The following is a 2,780-nucleotide window of genomic DNA, read 5'->3' on the forward strand; positions in this document are numbered from 1 at the left end:
CCTTTCGGACCGTACATTCCCGATGCATGAACTTCATCCAGAAACGTCATTGCGCCATATTCGTCCGCCACGTCACAGATATCTTTGATCGGTGAAATGTCACCGTCCATTGAATATATCGATTCAAAAGCAACGATCTTGGGTCTTGCAGGATTTACACTGCCCAGAAGTTCCCGCAAATGCGCAACATCGTTATGCCGGAAGACGCGCTTTTCCGCCCGGCTGTTGCGGCATCCACTGATAATCGAAGCATGGTTGTGCGCGTCGGAACATATAACTGTGTTCGGCATCAACGATGCTAATGTACTCAATGACGAATCGTTTGAGCTGAAGCCAGAAACAAAAATCAATCCTGCTTCCTTATTATGAAAATCTGCAAGCTCCCGCTCCAGCAAGACATGATAATGGTTGGTGCCACCAATGCTGCGGGATCCTCCCGATCCTGCGCCGTTGGCATCGATGGCGCGCTTCATTGCCAATAGGACTTTGGGGTGCTGCCCCATGCCGAGATAATCATTAGTGCACCAAATGGTTATCTCTTTTCGGCCGTCGGGCCCATTGAGCCAAGCCTTTGGGAAGTTGCCAGACTGACGCTCCAGATCGGCAAATTCACGATAGTCGCCGCGGTCTTTGAGTTGCTCGATTCTTTCGGTGAAATATTGCACATAGTCCAAGTCAACCTCCTGTTGGGAAACCTTTTTCGGGTCGCTGAGAACTGCTTCACAGCGCGCGTGCATATCGCCAACGCCCGTCGCATCCTTCAACAAGCACCAGCAAAATTCGATTTCGACTAACCAGCTTGATCTTGCTGGTGTTCGGCCGTCCTTATTAGTTGAATAACAAACCCCAAAATTCAAGTGAAAAGAACGTTAACGTAATTTGTTACGGCAATGTCTAAAAATGCATAATGCCGCAATATTTAATAATTCTGGCCCGTCGTCCGAATCCTCTCACGGCGTTATCAAAGTCATGCTCAGCGGGGCTGCGGGCCAGAGAGCCACAATACGCGAGGGCCGCGTCTTGTCGCGCAACAGCCCTTCTTCGGCGGCGAAGCGCTCTGCCAACGCCATATGCAGCTCTTGGATTGCCGGTCTGCCGGATCATGTCGACGGTGCCGGCGTCATCGTCGGTCCAGTCGGTTCGGAGCCGCCTCACGAACGTGGAAACTTCTGTCATCAGACATAGGCGCAGTTCCTGATGTCGGTTCTCAAGAGCCGGTTCGAGGCCGTCGTCCGGGAGATGACGCTGTTGGTGATGCGAGCCAGCCGCTCGGCGGTGATCAAGAACGCCCGCCACCTGAGCTGCGCGATCCTGACTGACGATCATCGTCTGGTTTCCACCGAGCACGCGCTGCCTATCCACGTCATGTCGATGGATTTGGCAACGCGTCCGATAACGGAGCTGTTCAACGATGTCGCCGACGGCGACATTTTCCTCAACAACTGCCCTTACACGGGCGGTACCCATCATGCCGACCTGATCATGGCGATGCCGATCTTCTTCGATGGCAAGCCGCTGTTCTGGGCCGTGACGCTCTCCCATCATGCAGACACCGGCGCGCCGACACCTTCGACCTATCTGCCATCCGCCAAAAACATCTTATGAGGAAGGAATCCACTTCCCCTGCGTGCGTGTGATCGAACAGCACAGGGAGAAGCAGGACATCCTGCGTATCGGCATGATGCGCAACCGCGTTCCAGACATCTGGCTGGGCGATGTCCGCGCCCAGATCGGCGCCTGCAGACCGGTCGACGCCGTCTGCTGGAACTGCTCGAAAAATACGCTCGCGACACACTCGTGGCTTTTGTCGAGGACTGGTTCGACTACGGTGCGCGGCGCGCAATGGCCGAGATCGCCAAACTGCCGAAGGGCAAGTTCTCCTACGAGGTCCGCCATGACCCTGTCCCCGGCGTGGCGGAGGGGGGCATCCCGATCAGGATCACCATCGATGTCGACCCCCAAGCCGGCGAGATCACGGTCGATGTGCGTGACAACATGGATAATGTGCCGGGCGGTCTCAATCTGTCGGAAAACACTTGCACGGGCTCGTGCCGAATCGGCGTCTTCAACAATCTCGACGACGGCATCCCGCACAACGAGGGTGCCAAGAGCGGCATCAAGGTCTTGATGCGTGAGGGAAGCGTGGTCGGCAAACCGCGCTACCCGGTTGGCACCTCGGTGGCGACCACCAATGTAAACGACCGGTTGATCATCGCCGGCAATTGCGTGTTCTCGACGATGGGAGAACCCTATGGCCAGGCCGAGAGCGGTTCGCACCTGCCGGCGGGGATAGGCGTGATTTCGGGCAAGGATCCGTTCAAGGATGGGCAGCCCTACGTCAACCAGGTGTTCATTGGCTACGCCGGCGGCGGAGCGCGTCACGGCTATGATGGCGGGCCGGAATGGCGGCCTGATCGCACTGGATTCCGTAGAGGTGGATGAATGCATGTATCCCATCATCATTGAATCGCGCGGCGTGGTGAACACGCAAGGCATTGGCCAGTTCGAGGGCGCTCCCGCCGTGGGCGGCGTCTTCTATCCCCCGTCGACCGCGAGACGACACTGGTCTACTCGACCGACGGCACAACCTTTCTGCCGCGTGGCGTGCTCGGCGGCGGTGAAGCCAAAGCCAGTCGAAGTTCCAAACGCGGGACGGACGGCAAGCTAGTCGAACTGCCGGCGTTCCATGAGGAGGTGTGTAGCGCCGGCGAGCGAACCGAGCTCGTGGCCTGCGGCGATAGCGGCTATGGCGAGCCGACCCAGCGTGACGCGCGGTCTGG

2 protein-coding genes and 1 pseudogene are annotated in these 2,780 nt (G+C 57.4%); 2 read left to right on the top strand and 1 reads right to left on the bottom strand.

Annotated features, from left to right (window positions below; genetic code table 11):
* On the bottom strand, window positions 1-674 hold a 674-nt coding region (gene hemA / locus EOA24_RS33230; RefSeq protein WP_127410538.1), incomplete at its 3' end, for a 5-aminolevulinate synthase.
* 523 nt (window positions 675-1,197) lie between these two features.
* Between hemA and EOA24_RS43995 the strand changes: the two genes are divergently transcribed.
* Both EOA24_RS43995 and EOA24_RS33240 read left to right on the top strand, forming a co-directional pair.
* Complete coding sequence (locus EOA24_RS43995) at window positions 1,198-1,605, top strand: hydantoinase B/oxoprolinase family protein (RefSeq protein ID WP_281059915.1); 408 nt, start codon at window positions 1,198-1,200, stop codon at window positions 1,603-1,605.
* Window positions 1,544-2,442, top strand: a pseudogene (locus tag EOA24_RS33240) (hydantoinase B/oxoprolinase family protein). Before EOA24_RS43995 ends, EOA24_RS33240 begins: the two are co-directional and overlap by 62 nt.
* Window positions 2,443-2,780 lie beyond the last annotated feature (338 nt).

It is taken from the genome of Mesorhizobium sp. M2A.F.Ca.ET.039.01.1.1 (genome assembly GCF_003998035.1).
Lineage (GTDB): Bacteria > Pseudomonadota > Alphaproteobacteria > Rhizobiales > Rhizobiaceae > Mesorhizobium.